Consider the following 19585-nt stretch of genomic DNA (forward strand, 5'->3'; position numbering starts at 1 on the left):
AGGAACACCGGGGAGCCGGCCTCGCCGGGCCTCTGGTGTCCCCGGCAGGGGGAAGGCGAAGCGACACGAACTGCGCGCAGCCGGGGGGCGAGCCATAGAATCCTGAAATGATCTCTCGCGAACCCACCATCGAGCGCCTCGCCACGGCGCAACAGCTCCTGCTCACGCCGTTCGGACTCGACGAATCGCACCTGAGCAAGGCCTTGGCCGAGATCACCGCGCACCGGGTGGACGACGCCGACCTCTACTTCCAGTACACCCGCAGCGAAGGCTGGAGCCTCGAAGAGGGCATCGTCAAGACCGGCAGCTTCAGCATCGACCAGGGCGTCGGCGTGCGCGCGGTCAGCGGCGAGAAAACCGCATTCGCTTACTCGGACGATATTTCCGAAGCCTCGCTGCTCGACGCGGCGCGCACGGTCCGCTCCATTTCCTCCGCTGGCCGCACCGGCCGCGTGAAGACGGCGACCCGCAAGATCGCCTCCAGCCGCTCGCTCTACGACGGCATCGACCCCATCGCCACGCTCGACAGCACCGCCAAGGTGAAGCTGCTCGAAAAGGTCGAAAAACTGGCCCGCTCGCGCGATCCGCGCGTCGCGCAGGTCATGGCCGGCCTCGCAAGCGAATACGACGTGGTGCTTGTGGCCCGCGCCGACGGCACGCTGGCCGCCGACGTGCGCCCGCTGGTGCGCCTGTCGGTCACCGTGATCGCCGAGCAGAACGGCCGCCGCGAAATCGGCTCCGGCGGCGGCGGCGGGCGTTTCGGCCTGGCCTATTTCACCGACGAGCAGATCGCCGAATACGTCGACCATGCCGTGAAAGCCGCGCTGACCAACCTCGACGCGCGCCCGGCCCCGGCCGGCGAAATGACCGTGGTGCTCGGCTCCGGCTGGCCCGGCATCCTGTTGCACGAGGCCATCGGCCACGGGCTCGAGGGCGACTTCAACCGCAAGGGCTCCAGCGCGTTCTCGGGCCGCATCGGCCAGCGCGTGGCGGCCAAGGGCGTCACCGTGCTCGACGACGGCACCATTGCCGATCGCCGCGGCTCGCTCAACGTCGACGACGAGGGCAACGCCAGCCAGCGCAACGTGCTGATCGAGGACGGCATCCTCAAGGGCTACATCCAGGATGCGCTCAACGCGCGCCTCATGAAGGTCAAGCCCACCGGCAACGGCCGCCGCGAAAGCTACGCCCACGTGCCGATGCCGCGCATGACCAACACCTACATGCTCGGCGGCGACAAGGACCCGAAGGAAATCGTCGCCAGCATCAAGAAGGGCCTGTACGCCACCAACTTCGGCGGCGGACAGGTCGACATCACGAGCGGCAAGTTCGTGTTCTCGGCCAGCGAGGCCTACTGGGTCGAAAACGGCAAGATCCAGTACCCGGTGAAGGGCGCGACTATCGTGGGCAACGGCCCCGACGCGCTCACCCGCGTGACCATGATCGGCAATGACATGGCGCTCGACTCGGGCGTCGGCACCTGCGGCAAGGAGGGCCAGAGCGTGCCCGTGGGCGTCGGCCAGCCGACCCTGCGCATCGATGGTTTGACCGTAGGCGGAACGGCTTGAGAGCTTGCTAAGCTGCGCTCCTTCACAAACTAGGAAGGAGCTTTCGATGATGAGGATCAGGATCAATTCGTCCGCGACCCTGTGGGCCGTGACTGCAGCGGTGGCGCTGGCAGGCGCAGGCTGCGCGTCGCGCGGCGGCAGCCAGGGCGCGGCTGCGCCGGCACCCGCGGCCGCTCCTGCCGCACCGGCCCGAGGCGGCGCGAAGACCGGCATGGATGCCCAGGGCAACGTGGTCGATTCCTCCAAGGTCGAGGCTGGCAGCGGCCGCACCGTCAAGGGCCTGAACGGCTACGAAGGCGAGATCACCGGCAACCCGGCGCGCAACAGCAAGTTCGCGCGCCTGCAGATCGGCATGAGCGCCAGACAGGTCACCGACCTCGCGGGCCAGCCGACCGACCAGGGCGCCTACGTCACCGGCAAGGCCTTCATTCCGTTCTATTTTGGCAGCGACCGCCACCGCTACGAAATGACCTACAAGGGGCAGGGGCGGCTGGTCTTCGCGGGTGGTGGCATGGGCGACTACTCCAGCGGCAACCTGATCTGGATCATCCACAACCCGAACGAATCGGGCTACCGATAAACAACGCACGTCCCGGCCGCTTGACCGGGATTTTTCTTTCCGTGCTACATTTCGGCTCCATGTCCGCTCTTCGCGCTTATTTCTTTGCCTACTTTTGGTTCCCGGTTTCCGGCGGACGAGAGGCGAGCGCGTAAAGCAAACGAATACCCTCCCAAAACCGCCGGTGGCCTCAAGCCCCCGGCGGTTTTTTTATGCCCTGACGACATTCACTCCAACAAGGAAGCACCCATGAGCACGAACACTGCCCCCGCCAGCGACAGCTGGTATGCGAGCGTCGAAAAAACCAGCAAGACCGACGACGAACGCATCAAGGACATCAACGTGCTGCCCCCTCCCGAACATCTGATCCGCTTCTTCCCGATCCGCGGCACGCCGGTCGAGACGCTGATCGAAGGCACGCGCCGCAGCATCCACAACATCATGGCCGGCAAGGACGACCGGCTGCTGGTGATCATGGGTCCCTGCTCGATCCATGACCCGGCCGCCGCGCTCGAGTACGCCCGCCGCCTCAAGGTCGAGCGCGAGAAATACGCCGGCACGCTCGAGATCGTGATGCGCGTGTACTTCGAGAAGCCGCGCACGACGGTCGGCTGGAAGGGCCTCATCAACGACCCGTACCTGGACGAGAGCTTCCGCATCGACGAAGGCCTGCGCATCGCGCGCCAGCTGCTGATCGACATCAACCGCCTGGGCCTGCCGGCGGGCAGCGAGTTTCTCGACGTGATCTCGCCGCAGTACATCGGCGACCTGATTTCCTGGGGCGCCATCGGCGCGCGCACCACGGAAAGCCAGGTGCACCGCGAACTGGCCTCGGGCCTGTCGGCACCCATCGGCTTCAAGAACGGCACCGACGGCAACATCCGCATCGCCACCGACGCCATCCAGGCGGCCGCGCGCGGCCACCACTTCCTGTCGGTGGACAAGAACGGCCAGGTCGCCATCGTGCAGACCAACGGCAACCGCGACTGCCACGTGATCCTGCGCGGCGGCAAGGCGCCGAACTACGACGCCGCCAGCGTCGAGGCCGCTTGCAAGGACCTCGAGGCCGCCAAGCTGCCGCCCACGCTGATGGTCGACTGCAGCCACGCCAACAGCTCCAAGCAGCACCAGAAGCAGATCGATGTGGCGAAGGACATCGCCGCGCAGATCGCCGGCGGCTCGAACCGCGTGTTCGGCGTGATGGTCGAAAGCCACCTGCAGCCGGGCGCCCAGAAGTTCACGCCGGGCAAGGACCAGCTGTCGGGCCTCGAGTACGGCAAGAGCATCACCGATGCCTGCATCGGCTGGGACGATTCGGTGCAGGTGCTCGACACGCTCTCGCAAGCGGTCAAGCAGCGCCGGGGTTAAAGCATTTCGGCCAGGTCGGGCCAGTGGTGCCGCATCGACGCAGCCTCGCTGCTGTCGGGCGGCACCATCGAGAAGTCGGCGAAGTCGAAGCCCGGCCCGACCATGCAGGCGACCAGCGTGTAGTCGCCCGAACTGTGGCCCTGGATCGGCCGGGCAGCCTGCCATTGGCCGGCGGGCACCACGTGCTGGGGACGCGTGCCGTGCACATCGACCGGGCCCAGCTTCACGTGGGCCGGCGCCGTGCGCATCGCGGCGTCGCAGGTCCATAGTGCCAGCGGCACGCCTTCAAGATGAACCCAGACCTCGTCGGACAGCACCCGGTGCCAGCGCGAATGCTGGTTCGCTTCGAGCAGGAAGTAGATGCTGGTCAGCGCGCTGCGGGGCGTGCGGCCGTCGGCGGGCGCCACGCTGGCGGGTGATCGGAACACCTCGGCATACCAACCGCCCTCGGGGTGGGGCTGGAGCTTCAGGGCGTCGATCAGCTCACGCGCGCGCATGGCGCTCATGATGCGTGGGTGGCGCGCAGCGCCGCAAGCAGTTTGTCGTGCACGCCGCCGAAGCCGCCGTTGCTCATGCAGACGATGTCACCCCCCGGCCGGGCCGCGGCCACGACCTGCCCCACGAGCGGCTCGATGGCCCCGGCCACCTGCGCACGCGCGCCCATCGGCGCGAGCGCCGCCGCCGCGTCCCAGTCGAGCCCCGCCGTGTGGCAGAACGACAGGTCGGCCGACTCCAGGCTCCACGGCAACTGCGCCGCCATGACGCCCAGCTTCATCGTGTTGCTGCGCGGCTCGAAGGCCGCGAGGATGCGCTCACTTTGCTTGCCGGCCGCGTCGAGCTTCTGGCGCAGGCCGTCGAGCGTGGTGCGGATGGCCGTCGGATGGTGGGCGAAATCGTCGTAGACCGTGATCGCCCCGCCGTCGCGCTCGACCGTACCGCGCAGTTCCATGCGCCGGCGCACATTGCGAAAGCTGCCCAGCGCCCGGGCTGCTTCGGCCGGCGCCACGCCCACGTGCTCGGCCGCGGCGATGGCGGCCAGCGCATTCATCTGGTTGTGCAGGCCCGAGAGCTCCCATTCGACCCGGCCGACGACTTCGCCCTGCTGCAGCACGTCGAAAGCGTCGTGCGAGCCGCGCGCCTGCCATTCGCCGCCGGCGCCGAAGCGCGCGAGTTCGCTCCAGCAGCCCTGGGCCAGCACGCGCTGCAGGCTTTCTTCGGCCGCGTTCACCACCACCCGGCCGGTGCCGGGCACCGTTCGCACGAGGTGATGAAACTGGCGTTCGATGGCGGCAAGATCGTCGAAGATGTCGGCGTGATCGAACTCGAGGTTGTTCAGCACGGCCGTGCGCGGCCGGTAGTGCACGAACTTGCTGCGCTTGTCGAAGAAGGCCGTGTCGTACTCGTCGGCCTCGATCACGAAGGCCGGGCCGTCCCCCAGCCGGGCCGAGACGCCGAAGTCCAGCGGCACGCCACCCACCAGGAAGCCGGGCGCCTTGCCGCCTTTTTCCAGCACCCAGGCGAGCATCGACGTGGTCGTCGTCTTGCCATGCGTGCCGGCCACGGCCAGCACATGGCGGCCCAGCAGCACGTGTTCGGCCAGCCATTGCGGGCCGCTGGTGTAGGGCTTGCCGGCGTCGAGGATGGCCTCCATCAGCGGGAACTTGGGGCTGCCGTCGGGCAGCCGTGCCCGGGATACCACGTTGCCGACCACGAACATGTCGGGTGCCAGGGAGAGCTGGTCGGCGCCGAAACCCTCGATCAGGTCGATGCCGAGGGCGCGCAACTGGTCGCTCATCGGCGGGTACACGCTGGCGTCGCAGCCCGTGACCCGGTGGCCTGCCTCGCGCGCCAGGGCGGCCACGCCGCCCATGAACGTGCCGCAGATACCCAGAATATGAATGTGCATCGGTCGATTCTAGGGAAGCGGCATGCCGCGCCCGTGCCGGGGGCGCGGGTTTCTCCCGCACTTCGTACTGATGTTCATGTGAGGGGCGCCTACTGCGGGCAAAATGCCCCGATGGACACGTCCAAGCGTGAAATTGCCGCTGCTGCTGCCCGCCTCGTCGTGGAGGAGGGGCTGGAATACGGCCCGGCCAAGCGCCGGGCCCTGCGCGACCTGGGCCTTTCGGCGCGCACCGCGCTGCCGAACAACGACGAGGTCGAGGCCGAGGTGCGCGAGTACATCGAGCTTTTCTGCGCCGACACCCAGCCGCAGGAATTGCATGTGTTGCGGCTGCTCGCGCTCGAATGGATGGAGCGGATGGCCGCGTTCCGCCCTCATGTGGGTGGTGCCGTGTGGCACGGAACGGCGACACGGTTATCGGACATTTACATTCAGTTGTTCTGCGATGACTCCAAATCGGCCGAAATCGCCCTGATCGACCACCATGTGGACTACGAGCCGCGCATGGTGACCGGCTTCCATGGCGAGCAGGTCGAGGCACTGAGCGTGCATGCTCCGAGCCGCGCGCTCGGCGAGGAAATCGGCGTGCACCTGCTGGTCTACGACCTCGACGACCTGCGCGGTGCCCTGAAGCCCGATGCCCAGGGGCGCACGCCGCGCGGCGACCTGCCCGCGCTACGCCGACTGATCGAACAAGAAAAGGACAAGTGAATGACTTCTTCGCCCACCCGACGCGGCATGCTTTATGCCGGCGTGGCGGCAGCGGCTGCGGCCGCCGGGTTTGGCGGCGCCTGGTGGAAGGAGCACAGCAGCGGCGCGGGCGGTGAGATGCTCGACGCGGCCTTCTGGGCCCAGAGTTTCGAGCGGCCGGAGGGCGGTGACATCGTGCTGTCGAGCTTGCGCGGCAAGCCGCTGCTGCTCAATTTCTGGGCGACGTGGTGCCCGCCGTGCGTCGAGGAAATGCCCATGATCGACGCCTTTTTCCGTGAACAGGGTGTCAATGGCTGGCAAGTGCTCGGATTGGCCATCGACCAACCGAGTGCCGTGCGCAAGTTCCTGCAGCGCACGCCGGTGACCTACCCGACAGGCCTGGCTGGTTTACAGGGTACGGAACTGGTCAAGAATCTAGGCAATACGGGCGGCGGTTTGCCCTTCACGCTGGTCCTGAATGCGAACGGCTCCGTGGCCGCCCGTAAAATGGGCAAGCTCGATGCTGCCGACCTGAACACTTGGCGGCGTGAACTGGTTCACGGTTAGAATCACTTCCTTACGCTGGCGTTAGACGCCGAAAGCCGAAAATCACCGATTTTCGAACAAGTTATATCCTGAAGACCGGCTCAGCCGGCACTGGAGTCCCATGGATCTGCGCAAACTCAAGACACTGATCGATTTGGTGTCCGAATCGAATATTTCCGAACTGGAAATCACGGAAACCGAAGGCAAGGTTCGCATCGTCAAAGGCGGTGGTGCCGCCCCCGTGCAGTATGTGCAAACCCTGGCGGCGCCTCAGGCGACCGCTGCACCGGCAGTTACCGCTGGTGCTCCGGCGGCATCCCCTGTGGCCAGCGCTCCGGCGGCCGAAGCCGCACCGGCAGGCCATGCCGTGAAGTCGCCGATGGTCGGCACCTTCTACCGTTCGTCCAGCCCGGGCGCCCCGGCATTCGTCGAGGTCGGCAGCAAGGTCACCGAGGGCGACACCGTCTGCATCATCGAAGCGATGAAGATCCTCAACGAAATCGAAGCCGACAAATCCGGCACGATCACCCAGATCCTCGGCGAAAACGGCCAGGCGGTCGAATACGGACAGCCGCTGTTCATCATCGAGTGACCATGTTCAAGAAGATTCTGGTTGCGAACCGGGGGGCTCGCGCCTCGGCGCGGACGGGCGAAGGCCGTCAAATTGCCCTGGCACGCGCAGCGTGCGGGCGATGCAGCCGCGGGGGCGCACATGTTTAAGAAGATCCTGGTTGCCAATCGCGGCGAAATCGCCCTCCGGATTCAGCGTGCCTGCAGTGAACTCGGCATCAAGGCCGTGATGGTCTATTCCGAGGCTGACCGCGAAGCGAAGTACGTCAAGCTCGCCGAAGAAGCGGTGTGCATCGGACCGGCCCCGTCAGCGCAGAGCTATCTCAACATGCCGGCGATCATCTCGGCGGCCGAAGTGACCGACGCCGAAGCCATCCACCCCGGCTATGGCTTCCTGAGCGAGAACGCGAACTTCGCCGAGCGCGTGGAGCAAAGCGGTTTCCAGTTCATCGGCCCGACGCCCGACAACATCCGCACGATGGGCGACAAGGTGTCGGCCAAGCAGGCCATGATCAAGGCCGGCGTGCCGTGCGTGCCCGGCTCCGAGGGCGAACTCTCGGACGATGCCGCTACCAACAAGCGCATCGCGCGTGCCATCGGCTACCCGGTCATCATCAAGGCGGCGGGCGGCGGCGGTGGCCGCGGCATGCGCGTGGTGCACACCGAGGCGGCACTGGTCAACGCGATCCAGATGACCAAGGCGGAAGCCGGCGCGGCCTTCAGCAACCCGGCCGTGTACATGGAGAAGTTTCTCCAGAACCCGCGCCACATCGAGATCCAGATCCTCGCGGACAAGCACAAGAACGCGGTCTACCTGGGCGAGCGCGACTGCTCCATGCAGCGCCGCCACCAGAAGGTGATCGAGGAATCGCCCGCCCCGGGCATTCCGCGCAAGCTGATCGAGAAGATCGGCGAACGCTGCGCTGCCGCCTGCAAGAAGATCAACTACCGCGGCGCCGGCACCTTCGAGTTTCTCTACGAGAACGGCGAGTTCTATTTCATCGAGATGAACACGCGCGTGCAGGTGGAGCACCCGGTGACGGAGTTCACCACGGGCATCGACATCGTCAAGACGCAGATCATGGTCGCGGCCGGCGAGAAGCTGCCGTTCACGCAGCGCCAGATCCAGATGCACGGCCATGCCATCGAGGTGCGCATCAATGCCGAGGACGCGTGGAAGTTCACGCCGTCGCCAGGCCGCATCACGATGTGGCACCCGCCGGGCGGCCCGGGCGTTCGCGTCGATTCGCACGCGTACACCAACTACTTCGTGCCGCCGAACTACGACTCGATGATCGGCAAGATCATCGTCTACGGTGACACGCGCGAGCAGGCCATGGCCCGCATGCGCACGGCGCTCAACGAGACCGTGATCGAGGGCATCTCGACCAACATCCCGCTGCACCGCGAACTGATGGTCGATTCCAAGTTCATGACCGGCGGCACCAACATCCACTACCTCGAAGAGTGGCTGGCTGCGCATAAACGCTGACCCGGAAAGCCGCGATGTTTGAACTCCGCCTGATGGCGCCGGAAGACCGGGTCGAAACGCTCGGCGACGCGCTCGACGCACTCGATGCGCTGAGCGTGTCGGTGGAAGACGCCGATGCGCAGACCGACGCAGAGCAGGCACTGTTCGGCGAGCCGGGCATGCCGCCGCCGAAAGAAGGCTGGCAGCGTTCGCGCGTGATCGCGCTGTTCCCCGACGAGGCGCTCGCGAAAGAGGCTGCGTCGGTCCTGGTGCTGCAGGACTTCTTCGAAGGCTGCGAGGTGCTCGGCATCGCGCCCGTCCCCGAGCAGGACTGGGTGCGCCTCACGCAATCGCAGTTCGCGCCGGTCGAGATCACACCCGAGTTCTGGATCGTGCCGACGTGGCACGAGCCGCCCGGGCAGGCCAAACAGGTGATTCGCCTCGACCCGGGTCTGGCCTTCGGCACCGGCACGCATCCCACCACGCGCATGTGCCTGCGATGGATCGCCACGCAGGGCGCGCTCGGCAACCAGCGCGTGCTCGACTACGGCTGCGGCTCCGGCATTCTCGCGATCGGTGCGGCGAAGTTCGGTGCAGCCGACATCGACGCCGTCGACATCGATGAAGCCGCGGTCTCCTCGACCCGGCTCAATGCCGAGGCCAACGGCGTCCGGCTGAACGCCGGCCTGCCTGAAGCGGCCAAGGGCCACTACGACACCGTGCTCGCCAACATCCTGGCCACGCCGCTCAAGGTGCTCGCGCCGCTGCTGCGCAGCCATGTGAAGGCGGGTGGATCGCTGGTGCTGGCCGGCATTCTCGAGCGCCAGGCCGACGAGCTGAAGGAAGCCTACGCGCCTTACGCCGCGCTCGAAGTCAGCGACACCGAGGACGGCTGGATCCTCATGACCGCGCGCTGCTGAGCCGCCGCATCGCGCCTCTGTCGCGGCGAGGGCGCAACCCTACAATCGCCCGGTCATGAGTCTCGTCACGCGCTGCCCTGCCTGCACCACCACCTTCAAGGTGGTGCGCGACCAGCTTCGCATTTCGGACGGCTGGGTGCGCTGTGGCCGGTGCAGTCATGTGTTCGACGCCACGCTCGATCTGCACGAGGCACCGGATGGCGCTCCGGCAAATGCGCCGGCACCGGGTGGCGGCTACATGCCGGGGCTGGTCGAGTCTTCCCCGAAGTCCGAGGCGGCGCCCCCTCCGGAACGCCGGCAGCCGGCGGAAGATGCGGATTTCGTCGGCGACGAGCCCGAGCAACAACCTCTGCACACGCCGCCACCGGGAGTTCCGGCATCCGTACCGTCGCCCGCGGCTGTGTCGCCAGCGCCGCCGGCGTTCTCGCTGTCGTTGCCCGAACACGGCATTGACGAACCGTGGTCGGACCTCGACGCCAGCGAACCCGCGTGGAAGCCGCCGCCGAGCACGCTGCCGCCGTTTCCGAACATCGACCTGAACCTCGCTTCGCCGCCCCCTGCGCCGTCACCTCCGGCGCCACCGCTGCCCGTCGCCTCGCGCATCAAGAAGCGCGCGCTGATCGAGCATGCGAGCATCGACGACGATGGGGAGGGGGAGCGCGAGCAGCAAGAGAAGGACCACGACCAGGTGCAGATGCAGAAGGCGCTGCGCCGGGCCCGCATCAAGTCGGCCAAGATTGCGAGCGCCAAGGCCCGCGAGGAGCGTGCTGCCGCGAAGGCGCCGGCCGTGGTGGTGCAATCCGAGAGCGAAAGCGAGCCTGCCCCTGCGTTCTCCTCGGACTTCGAGCTGCCGGTGGGCCATCCCCTCGCGGACGAGGACGAGCTCGCCGAGAAGGCGTCCGGCTTCTGGCAGCGCAAGGGCGTGCGCATCGTGCTGATCTTGTTGGCGGTGCTCGCCGTGCTGCTGCTCGTCGTTCAGGTCATTCGCCATGAGCGCGACGGCATCGCGGCGCGCCAGCCGAACCTGCGGCCTGCCCTTGCGGCGCTGTGCCAGCACACCGGTTGCGAACTCGCGGCCCTGCGCCAGATCGGCGACATCGTCATCGAAGGTGCGGCCTTCGCGCGCGAGAAGAGCGGCGGCAACGACTACCGCCTGAGCTTCACCCTGCGCAATGGCGCGACCGTGCCGCTCGCCATGCCGGCCGTTGAGCTCTCGCTGCTCGATACACAGGAGCGCGCCGTGGTGCGTCGCGTGCTGATGCCGGCGGACTATGGCGCGCCGGCTGTACTGCCGGCCCGCGCCGACCGCGCTGCCTCGCTGCCCCTGGTCTTGTCCGCCTCGGAGGCCGCGGCGCTGCCGCCCATCGCGGGCTATCGCGTCGAAGCCTTCTATCCCTGAGCGGGGCGCCTGCCTGCACGCGTCCTTTTCTTCCCCAATTCTTTTACCAACGGTGCACCCATGGCAGCAGTGATTTGCGGTTCCCTCGCATTCGACACCATCATGACTTTCGAGGGCCGGTTCGCCGACCAGATCCTTCCGGACCAGTTGCACATTCTCAATGTGTCGTTCCTGGTGCCGACCCTGCGTCGTGACTTCGGCGGCTGCGCGGGCAACATCGCCTACAGCCTCAACGCATTGGGCGGCACAGCGCTGCCCATGGCCACGCTCGGCAGCGACGGCGCGTCGTACCTCGAGCGCATGCGCTCGCTGGGCATCGATACCGAGTTCGTGCGCCAGCTCGACGACACCTTCACCGCGCAGGCGATGATCATGAGCGACGTCGACAACAACCAGATCACCGCCTTTCACCCCGGCGCGATGCAGCAGGCGCACATCACGAAAGTGGCGGCGCGCGACGACATCAAGCTCGGCATCATCGCGCCCGATGGCCGCGACGCGATGCTGCAGCATGCGGAACAGTTCGCCGCCGCGGATGTCCCGTTCGTGTTCGATCCGGGCCAGGGCCTGCCGATGTTCGACGGCGAGGCGCTGCGCCATTTCGTCGACCTTGCGAGCTGGGTGGTGGTGAACGACTACGAAGGCAAGATGCTGTCGCAGCGCACCGGCTGGAGCCTGGCCGAAATCTCCAAGCGCGTGCGTGGCCTGGTGGTCACGCTGGCGGCCGAGGGCTGCGAGATTTGGACCGACGGCGAACGCGAGCACGTGCCTGGCGTGGTCGCGACCGAAGTGGTCGAGCCCACGGGCTGCGGCGACGCCTGGCGCGGCGCGCTGCTGTTCGGCCTGGAAAAGGGTTGGCCGCTGGCGCAATGCGCCGCACTTGGCAACAAGGTCGGTGCGCTCAAGATCGCGCAGCGCGGCCCGCAGAACTACGAGATCGACCGAAGGGCCCTGGGCCTCTGATCTTCCTTCTTCCCGAAGCACCAACAAAAAAGCCCGGCACCGCAAGGTACCGGGCTTTGCGCCTTCAAGGCCGCTGAGAAGCTCAGGGCTTGCTGGCCGTGGGGAACGGCCAGGCTGCCTGGGGATTCAGCGTCGTTTGCGCTGCAGGGGCAGGCGCTACGGCTGCGGCCTTGGCGGGCGCAGCGGCCTTGGGAGCCTTCGCAGCAGGCTTCTTGGCAGCAGGCTTTTTCGCGGCTTTCTTGGCCGCGGCCTTTTTCGCAGGCGCCTTCTTGGCTGCAGCCTTCTTCGCGGGGGCCTTCTTGGCGGCTGCCTTCTTGGCAGGAGCCTTCTTCGCCGCCGCCTTCTTGGCAGGAGCCTTCTTCGCTGCGGCCTTCTTCGCCGGAGCCTTCTTGGCAGCGGCCTTCTTGGCCGGTGCTGCCTTCTTCGCGGCTACCTTCTTGGCAGGCGCCTTCTTGGCGGCTACCTTCTTCGCTGCGACCTTCTTGGCCGGAGCCTTCTTCGCAGCTACCTTCTTGGCGGGAGCCTTCTTGGCTGCGACCTTCTTTGCCGGAGCCTTCTTTGCAGCGGCTTTCTTAGCCGGCGCTTTCTTTGCAGTTGCCATTTCTATTTCTCCTTGATCAAGTTGAAAAAATCAACCTATTGAAGCACTCCACGCACGTTGGGTAGCGTGAAGCGATTCATGGCGTTGGAATCTGAGCCCAGCACCATGAACACCTGAGCCCTCGTCCATGCCGCGCTCTTCGGCGCGATCGGTGGCAAGGGCAATTCTTGAATTCATTAATTATTGTCGGAAAGATTCAATCCCAGGAGAGCGCGCCACCCGACTGGTACTCGATCACGCGGGTTTCGAAAAAGTTGCGCTCTTTCTTCAGGTCAATCATTTCGCTCATCCAGGGGAAGGGATTTTCTTCGTTCGGGAAGAGCGTTTCGAGGCCGATCTGCTGCGCACGCCGATTGGCGATGTACCGCAGGTAGCCCTTGAACATGGAGGCATTCATGCCGAGCACGCCGCGAGGCATGGTGTCTTCGGCGTATTTGTATTCGAGCTCGACGGCGCGCATGAAGAGCGCCTTGATCTCGGCCTTGAACTCTGCCGTCCACAGGCCGGGGTTCTCGAGCTTGAGCTGGTTGATCAGGTCGATGCCGAAGTTGCAGTGCATCGACTCGTCGCGCAGGATGTACTGGTACTGCTCGGCGGCGCCGGTCATCTTGTTCTGGCGGCCCAGCGCAAGGATCTGCGTGAAGCCGACGTAGAAGAACAGGCCTTCCATCAGGCAGGCGAACACGATGAGCGACTTGAGCAGCGTCTGGTCGGTCTCGTGCGTGCCGGTCTTGAAGAGCGGGTCGCTGATGGCTTCGATGAACGGGATCAGGAACTGGTCCTTCTCGCGGATCGACGGCACTTCGTTGTAGGCGTTGAAGATCTCGCTCTCGTCCAGGCCGAGCGACTCGACGATGTACTGGTACGCGTGCGTGTGGATCGCTTCCTCGAAGGCCTGGCGCAGCAGGAACTGGCGGCATTCGGGGGCCGTGATGTGGCGGTAGGTGCCCAGCACGATGTTGTTGGCGGCCAGCGAGTCGGCGGTCACGAAGAAGCCGAGGTTGCGCTTGACGATGCGGCGCTCGTCTTCGGTCAGGCCGTTCGGGTCTTTCCAGAGCGCGATGTCGCGCGTCATGTTCACTTCCTGCGGCATCCAGTGGTTGGCGCAGGTGGCGAGGTACTTTTCCCAGGCCCACTTGTACTTGAACGGCACCAGCTGGTTGACGTCGGTCTGGCCGTTGATGATGCGCTTGTCGGAAGCCTTGACGCGCTGGGCGACGGGTGTCGCGGCACGCATCGTGTGTTGCTGCGCAAGCTGTGCAGTTTGCGCGAGCGACGAAGTCGGAGCATCCACCACACGGCCTGCGGGCGAACCGCTGGTCGATGCGTTGTGGTGCTGCAATCCTTGCTGCATATCCTTTGGTAAGGAGGGCTTGACTTCTTCGTCCCAGGTCAACATAGAAAAATCCAATGCTCAATTATCGGAGCAACGCGTGAGAGTTGCAAAGTGCTCGTTCACACCGCGCTCCATTTATGTGGTCGTTATGTTGCTCGCATGCGTCGCGCGGTGTCGGTCAATGCCTCGATTGATCGAACGCCGCGCGATTTTTTTTCTTCGCACGCGCCTCGCTGATTCAGCGCAGCGTCACTGGCACGCTTCGCAGGTCGGATCGTCGACACCGCAGAACGCGATGTCGGTGGCGGGCATCGCGCTCATCTGTGCCTTTGCTGCGGCAGCGGCGGCTTCGAGTGCGCTCATGCCCGAGGGTGCTTCGTTGCCCGACGACACCGCATTGAGACGGCCCGATTGCACCGTCGATTTTTCGGCGTGCGTCGCGCTCTGCGTGCGCAGGTAGTACGTGGTCTTCAGGCCGCGCAGCCATGCGAGCTTGTAGGTGTCGTCGAGCTTCTTGCCCGATGCGCCCGCCATGTAGATGTTCAGCGACTGCGCCTGGTCGATCCACTTCTGGCGGCGCGCGGCGGCCTCCACCAGCCACGTCGTCTCGACTTCGAACGCGGTGGCGTAGAGCGCCTTCACGTCCTGCGGCACGCGGTCGATGGGGCGCAGCGAACCGTCGAAGTGCTTCAGGTCCATGACCATCACGTCGTCCCACAGGCCCAGGCGCTTCAGGTCGCGCACCAGGTAGTGGTTGATCACGGTGAACTCGCCCGACAGGTTCGACTTGACCGACAGGTTGCCGAAGCAGGGCTCGATCGAAGCGTCCACGCCGATGATGTTCGAGATGGTCGCGGTCGGGGCGATGGCCACGCAGTTCGAATTGCGCATGCCGTCGGCCTTGATCTTCTGGCGCAGCGTGTCCCAGTCGAGGGTGGCCGAGCGGTCGACCTCGACGTAGCCGCCGCGGGCCTTTTCGAGCAGGTCGAGCGAGTCGATCGGCAGGATGCCCTTGTCCCACAGCGAGCCCTTGTAGCTCGAGTACTTGCCGCGTTCGCGGGCCAGCTCGGTCGATGCCCAGTAGGCGTGGTAGCAGATGGCTTCCATCGACTCGTCGGCGAACTGCACGGCTTCCTGCGAGGCGTAGGGAATGCGCAGTTCGTACAGCGCGTCCTGGAAGCCCATCAGGCCCAGGCCGACCGGACGGTGGCGCAGGTTGGAGTCGCGCGCCTTCTTCACGGCGTAGTAGTTGATGTCGATCACGTTGTCGAGCATGCGCATCGCGGTCGAGATGGTGCGCTTGAGCTTTTCCTGGTCGACCTTGCCGTCCTTCAGGTGCTGCAGCAGGTTCACCGAACCCAGGTTGCAGACGGCGGTTTCGGTGTCGCTGGTGTTCAGCGTGATCTCGGTGCAGAGGTTCGACGAGTGCACCACGCCGGCGTGCTGCTGCGGCGAGCGCACGTTGCAGGCGTCCTTGAACGTGATCCAGGGGTGGCCGGTCTCGAACAGCATCGTGAGCATCTTGCGCCACAGGTCGGTCGCCTGGATGGTGCGAGCGGGCTTGATGTCGCCGCGGGCAGCCTTCTCTTCGTAGGCGACGTAGGCCTTCTCGAAGTCGGCGCCGAACAGGTCGTGCAGGTCGGGCACGTTGGAGGGCGAGAACAGCGTCCAGGTGCCCTTTTCCATCACGCGGCGCATGAAGAGGTCGGGAATCCAGTTGGCCGTGTTCATGTCGTGCGTGCGGCGGCGGTCGTCGCCAGTGTTCTTGCGCAGCTCCAGGAACTCCTCGATGTCGAGGTGCCAGGTTTCCAGGTACGTGCAGACGGCGCCCTTGCGCTTGCCGCCCTGGTTCACGGCCACGGCCGTGTCGTTCACCACCTTCAGGAACGGCACCACGCCCTGCGATTCGCCGTTCGTGCCCTTGATGTGGCTGCCGAGCGCGCGCACGCGGGTCCAGTCGTTGCCCAGGCCGCCCGCGAACTTCGAGAGCAGGGCGTTTTCCTTGATCGACTCGTAGATGCCGTCCAGGTCGTCGGGCACGGTGGTCAGGTAGCAGCTGGACAGTTGCGAGCGCAGCGTGCCGGCGTTGAACAGGGTGGGCGTGCTCGACATGAAGTCGAACGACGACAGCACTTCGTAGAACTCGATGGCGCGCGCTTCGCGGTCGATTTCGTTCAGCGACAGGCCCATGGCCACGCGCATGAAGAAGGCCTGCGGCAGTTCGATGCGGGTCTTGCGCACGTGCAGGAAGTAGCGGTCGTACAGCGTCTGCAGGCCCAGGTAGTCGAACTGGTTGTCGCGCTCGGCCTTCAGGGCGGCGCCCAGGCGGGGCAGGTCGTACTGCAGCAGCTTCTCGTCGAGCAGGTCGTTGTCCACGCCCTTCTTGATGAACTGCGGGAAGTAGTCGGCGTAGGCGGTGGCGCGCTCGACCGGCATCACTTCGCGGCCGATGATCTCCTTGAAGATCGTGTGCAGCAGCAGGCGCGCGGTGGCGAAGGTGTAGTCGGGGTCCTTCTCGATCAGTGTGCGGGCTGCGAGGATGGACGCCTTGTAGACCTCGTCGAGCGGCACGCCGTCGTACAGGTTGCGCATCGTCTCTGCGACGATCGGCGCGGCCGTGATGCTGTCGCCCAGGCCTTCGCAGGCGGACTCGATCAGGCCCTTGAGTTCGTTCAGGTCGAGCGCGACCAGCTCGCCGTTGTCCAGCACATGCAGCGCGGGAGCGGCCGGCACGTCCTGTTCGCCCTGCTTCGAGCGCTCTTGCGAGCGGCGCTCGCGGTACAGCACGTAGGCGCGGGCGATCTCATGGTGGCCGCCGCGCATCAGGCCGAGTTCGACCTGGTCCTGCACGTCCTCGATGTGGAAGGTGCCGCCGCCCGGACGCGAACGCACCAGCGCGCGGATCACACCCTGCGTGAGCACGTCGACCGTTTCGCGCACGCTGGCGGAGGCCGCGCCCTGGGTGCCGTGCACGGCCAGGAAGGCCTTCATCATCGCGATCGCGATCTTGTTCGGCTCGAAGGGAACGACGGCGCCGTTGCGTCGGATGATCTGGTAGTGGGCGAGGTTCTGGCCGCTGGGGGAGCCAGCAGTGTCTCGCTGCTGTTGCAGTGACGTCGAGGGAACGGCACGCGGGGTCGATTGGGGGTTCAGGGCTGTTTGCATTCGCTTCCTCTCGGTTGGCAATTCTTGTTGGATGGCGACGCCTGGTCCGGGCGCCGCGCCGGTGTGGATGACCGGACGGAGGACACTATATCTAGGGTGCCGGGGGTCTACAAGCCACTACAGGTAGTGTTTTGCGGCAATTTTTGGTAGTAGGGGTAACTATCTAGGCATCGACACGGCCGTCGATGCCGCGTGAACACTGGCCTATGGTCGCGCAACCCGCATGGAGCTTGGCTTGCAAGACGATTTGGGCCTGCAGGGCGCATGGTTGCTGCATCGCGCGTTCATAACTTTCGTATTGCTGCGCTGCACGAGTGGCGCATCGCGAGACGCCGGGCGATTGAAAAAATTAGCGCTGCGTCACCTGCGGCGGAAACATCTGTGGATTCCAGCCGAGCTGTTCGCGCAGCCGACGCCACTCGAAGCCGGCGCCAGGGTCCTGCTTGCGGCCTGGCGCGATGTGCTCGTGGCCGGCGATGTGCGCGATCGGATAGTGCTGCGCGACCGCTGCGCACAAGCTCGCGAGCGTCTCGTATTGCGGCTCGTCGAACGGCTGGCCCTCGAGTCCTTCGAGCTCGATGCCGACCGAGTCGTCGTTGCAGTTGCCGCGGCCGCGCCACGACGATGCGCCAGCGTGCCAGGCACGGTCGTCGCAGCTCACGAACTGCCAGAGTTCGCCGTTGCGGCGCACGTAGAAATGCGAGGACACCTCGAGCCCGCGGATCGACTGGAAGTAGGGGTGCGCGTCCCAGTCGAGCTGGTTGGTGAAGAGCCGCTGCACCGCATCGCCGCCGTATTCGCCGGGCGGCAGGCTGATCGAGTGCAGCACGATGAGGTCGGTCTGCGCGTCAGTCGGCCGGGGTCCGAAGTTGGGCGAGCGCAGCGCCTTCGCGAAGCGGTACCAGCCGGCTTGCCAGAGCCCGTCGTCGCCGTTGTTGGGTGCGCCGGGCGTGGGTGCTTCAGTCGTCGGCATGGCTGCTCGCGCCATCGTCGCCGTTGGGCGTTGTGATGCCCAGCCGCGCGATGCGGTAGCGGATCTGGCGCAGGCTCATGCCGAGCCGTGCGGCGGCCGCGGTGCGATTGAAGCCGCTCTCGTGCAGCGCGCGCACGAGGATCTCGCGCTCCTGCTGGTCGAGGTAGGCCTGCAGGTCGGAGGGCAGCGGCGGCGGTGCGGCCTTGGGTGGCGCGACCGGTGCGATCGGCAGCGGAGCCAGCGCGACAGCAGATGCATCGGCGGCGGGCGACGGCGGCGCCGGTGCGGATGCCGCGGCTTCGACGGAGGCAGTGAAGCCGCCCATCAGGTCGAGGTGCAGTTCGTCGCCGTCGTTCAGCGCCACCGCGCGGTGCAGCAGGTTCTCGAGCTCGCGCACGTTGCCGTTGAGCGGATGCTGCGCGAGGCGGCGCAGCAGTTCGTCCGAGAGGTGCGGCACCGGCAACCCGCCGTCCTGCGCGATGCGCGACAACAGCGCGGCGCACAGCGCGGGCAGGTCCTCGCGGCGCTCGCGCAATGCGGGTACCGCGATCTCGATCACGTTGAGGCGGTAGAAAAGGTCTTGCCGGAAACGGCCGGCCTGCACTTCGGCATGCAGGTCTTTATGGGTGGCGCTCACGATGCGCACGTCGACGGCATCTTCCTGCGTCGAGCCGATCGAGCGCACGCTGCGCTCCTGGATCGCGCGCAGCAGCTTCGACTGCATGGCCAGCGGCAGGTCGCCGATCTCGTCGAGAAACAGCGTGCCGCCGCGCGCGGCCTGGAAGTAGCCGTCGCGGTCCTGCGACGAGCCGGTGTACGAGCCCTTCTTGGCACCGAAGAACTCGGCTTCGAGCAGGTTCTCGGGAATCGCGCCGCAGTTCACCGCGACGAACGGCCCCTCGCTGCGCTGGCTGCAGGCGTGCACCGCGCGCGCCACCAGTTCCTTGCCGGTGCCCGATTCGCCGCGCACCAGCACCGGCGCCATGCCGCGCGCCACCTTGGCGATGCGCGACTTGACGAGGCGCATGGGTTCCGAATCGCCCACGAGGCGGTCGAGTGCGGCGATGCCGGTGCTGGAGGTGGCCACCACGGCGTCGCTGATGACGTTGTTGTTGACGGCGGGCGCAGCCTGCGCCAACTTGGCCGTCGGCTGCGGCGCGTGCCGCGCCTGCACCGCGGAGGCCACCACGGCGCGGAACTGTTTCAGGTCGACCGGCTTCGTGAGGTAGTCGAAGGCGCCGGCCTTCAATGCTTCCACCGCGTTCTCGGCGGAGCCATAAGCCGTCATCACCACGCAGCGCTCGCTGCGCTGGTCTTTCTGGATGCGGTGGATGATTTCCATGCCCTGTCCGTCGGGCAGCCGCATGTCGGTGATCACCGCGTCGAAGCGGCCGGCCTCCAGGTGCTCCCACGCTTCCGACACGCTGCCGGCGGCCTCGACGCGATAGCCCTCGCGCAGCAGCGTCAGTTCGTACAGCGTGCGCAGGTCGGGTTCGTCGTCGATGACGAGGATCTGCGCCGGCCGCTGGGTGGAAGGGGTGGAGTTGCTCACG

17 protein-coding genes are annotated in these 19585 nt (G+C 66.1%); 10 read left to right on the plus strand and 7 right to left on the minus strand.

The genetic code is table 11. From position 1 onward, the window contains the following. The first annotated feature begins 107 nt into the window (after positions 1-107). The 3 genes from tldD (at position 108) to ACEOAB_RS03750 (ending at position 3495) form a co-directional block, all read left to right on the plus strand. Positions 108-1568, plus strand: coding sequence for a metalloprotease TldD (tldD, locus tag ACEOAB_RS03740; RefSeq protein ID WP_413315118.1), 1461 nt, complete (start codon positions 108-110; stop codon positions 1566-1568). Positions 1569-1614: 46 nt separating this feature from the next. After that, positions 1615-2148 carry a hypothetical protein gene (locus ACEOAB_RS03745; protein WP_056597429.1) on the plus strand — a complete coding sequence of 178 codons (534 nt, stop codon included), beginning with the start codon at positions 1615-1617 and terminating at the stop codon, positions 2146-2148. Between the two features lie 228 nt (positions 2149-2376). Continuing rightward, positions 2377-3495, plus strand: coding sequence for a 3-deoxy-7-phosphoheptulonate synthase (locus ACEOAB_RS03750; RefSeq protein WP_495653472.1), 1119 nt, complete (start codon positions 2377-2379; stop codon positions 3493-3495). Here ACEOAB_RS03750 and ACEOAB_RS03755 read toward each other — a convergent pair. Together ACEOAB_RS03755 and mpl are read right to left on the minus strand one after the other, a co-directional pair. Continuing rightward, positions 3492-4001 carry a cupin domain-containing protein gene (locus ACEOAB_RS03755; RefSeq protein ID WP_413751299.1) on the minus strand — a complete coding sequence of 170 codons (510 nt, stop codon included), beginning with the start codon at positions 3999-4001 and terminating at the stop codon, positions 3492-3494. The genes ACEOAB_RS03750 and ACEOAB_RS03755 overlap by 4 nt on opposite strands. Beyond that, on the minus strand, positions 3998-5401 hold the full coding sequence (mpl, locus tag ACEOAB_RS03760; protein WP_495653473.1) for a UDP-N-acetylmuramate:L-alanyl-gamma-D-glutamyl-meso-diaminopimelate ligase: 1404 nt from the start codon (positions 5399-5401) through the stop codon (positions 3998-4000). The genes ACEOAB_RS03755 and mpl overlap by 4 nt, the downstream gene beginning before the upstream one ends. A gap of 111 nt (positions 5402-5512) precedes the next feature. Here mpl and ACEOAB_RS03765 point away from each other — a divergent pair, with 111 nt between their 5' ends. The 7 genes from ACEOAB_RS03765 (at position 5513) to ACEOAB_RS03795 (ending at position 11957) form a co-directional block, all read left to right on the plus strand. Then, a complete protein-coding gene (locus tag ACEOAB_RS03765; RefSeq protein WP_056597423.1) occupies positions 5513-6109 on the plus strand; it encodes a hypothetical protein in 597 nt (198 codons plus the stop codon). Further along, on the plus strand, positions 6110-6655 hold the full coding sequence (locus tag ACEOAB_RS03770) for a TlpA family protein disulfide reductase (protein WP_413749789.1): 546 nt from the start codon (positions 6110-6112) through the stop codon (positions 6653-6655). A gap of 100 nt (positions 6656-6755) precedes the next feature. Further along, a complete protein-coding gene (gene accB / locus ACEOAB_RS03775) occupies positions 6756-7226 on the plus strand; it encodes an acetyl-CoA carboxylase biotin carboxyl carrier protein (protein ID WP_413749790.1) in 471 nt (156 codons plus the stop codon). 120 nt (positions 7227-7346) lie between these two features. Beyond that, the gene (gene accC / locus ACEOAB_RS03780) at positions 7347-8696 is read left to right on the plus strand and encodes an acetyl-CoA carboxylase biotin carboxylase subunit (protein WP_413749791.1); all 1350 of its coding nucleotides are present in this window, start codon (positions 7347-7349) and stop codon (positions 8694-8696) included. A 14-nt stretch (positions 8697-8710) separates the two neighbouring features. Next, on the plus strand, positions 8711-9595 hold the full coding sequence (gene prmA / locus ACEOAB_RS03785; protein ID WP_056597416.1) for a 50S ribosomal protein L11 methyltransferase: 885 nt from the start codon (positions 8711-8713) through the stop codon (positions 9593-9595). A 55-nt stretch (positions 9596-9650) separates the two neighbouring features. Beyond that, positions 9651-10994, plus strand: a complete 1344-nt coding sequence (locus ACEOAB_RS03790; protein WP_413749792.1) for a zinc-ribbon and DUF3426 domain-containing protein — start codon at positions 9651-9653, stop codon at positions 10992-10994. Between the two features lie 60 nt (positions 10995-11054). Next, the gene (locus ACEOAB_RS03795) at positions 11055-11957 is read left to right on the plus strand and encodes a carbohydrate kinase family protein (protein ID WP_413749793.1); all 903 of its coding nucleotides are present in this window, start codon (positions 11055-11057) and stop codon (positions 11955-11957) included. A gap of 82 nt (positions 11958-12039) precedes the next feature. Here the strand turns inward: ACEOAB_RS03795 and ACEOAB_RS03800 are convergent, their stop codons facing one another. The 5 genes from ACEOAB_RS03800 to ACEOAB_RS03820 all read right to left on the minus strand — a co-directional run bounded on the left by ACEOAB_RS03800 (position 12040) and on the right by ACEOAB_RS03820 (position 19584). Then, positions 12040-12558: a histone H1-like DNA-binding protein gene (locus tag ACEOAB_RS03800; RefSeq protein WP_056597410.1), complete on the minus strand. Its 519-nt coding sequence runs from the start codon at positions 12556-12558 to the stop codon at positions 12040-12042. A gap of 196 nt (positions 12559-12754) precedes the next feature. Further along, positions 12755-13957, minus strand: coding sequence for a ribonucleotide-diphosphate reductase subunit beta (locus ACEOAB_RS03805; protein ID WP_413749794.1), 1203 nt, complete (start codon positions 13955-13957; stop codon positions 12755-12757). 186 nt (positions 13958-14143) lie between these two features. Beyond that, positions 14144-17059, minus strand: a complete 2916-nt coding sequence (locus ACEOAB_RS03810; protein ID WP_413749795.1) for a ribonucleoside-diphosphate reductase subunit alpha — start codon at positions 17057-17059, stop codon at positions 14144-14146. Between the two features lie 349 nt (positions 17060-17408). Continuing rightward, positions 17409-18032: a 1,6-anhydro-N-acetylmuramyl-L-alanine amidase AmpD gene (gene ampD / locus ACEOAB_RS03815; protein WP_413749796.1), complete on the minus strand. Its 624-nt coding sequence runs from the start codon at positions 18030-18032 to the stop codon at positions 17409-17411. Next, the gene (locus tag ACEOAB_RS03820; protein ID WP_056597402.1) at positions 18019-19584 is read right to left on the minus strand and encodes a sigma-54-dependent transcriptional regulator; all 1566 of its coding nucleotides are present in this window, start codon (positions 19582-19584) and stop codon (positions 18019-18021) included. The genes ampD and ACEOAB_RS03820 overlap by 14 nt, the downstream gene beginning before the upstream one ends. Position 19585: the final 1 nt, after the last annotated feature.

The sequence above is a fragment of the Variovorax sp. Varisp53 genome, assembly GCF_059491555.1.